This is a genomic window from Halomonas sp. SIMBA_159 (genome assembly GCF_046536035.1).
Classification (GTDB): domain Bacteria; phylum Pseudomonadota; class Gammaproteobacteria; order Pseudomonadales; family Halomonadaceae; genus Vreelandella; species Vreelandella venusta_A.
The window spans coordinates 1-249 of record NZ_JAWJBT010001193.1 but is presented as its reverse complement, the minus strand read 5'-3'; the positions used below and the strand labels follow the sequence as shown (position 1 = coordinate 249).

Annotated in this window: 1 protein-coding gene; it reads left to right on the top strand. The window is 42.6% G+C overall.

All coding sequences use genetic code 11. The features are described 5' to 3' along the window. Positions 1–249: HrcA family transcriptional regulator (locus tag R0J87_RS23040; RefSeq protein WP_498889266.1), on the top strand; the 249-nt coding region annotated here is incomplete at both ends.

The following is a 249-nucleotide window of genomic DNA, read 5'->3' as shown; positions in this document are numbered from 1 at the left end:
CAAACTCGTCCCTCATCGCAGATTTTAGTGCGAGGAATTTCGGAAGTCTTACGCCAACCGGAATTTTCCCAATTACAACAAGTGCAAACACTACTCCATTTATTAGAAGCAGAACAAGATCAACTGTGTTCAGTAATTTTTGATGTAGTGGAAGCAACCACCAATGAAGGAAGAGTAACGGTTAGAATTGGCTCCGAAAACCCCCTGGAACCGATGCAAACCTGTAGCTTGATTTCCGCTAATTACTAC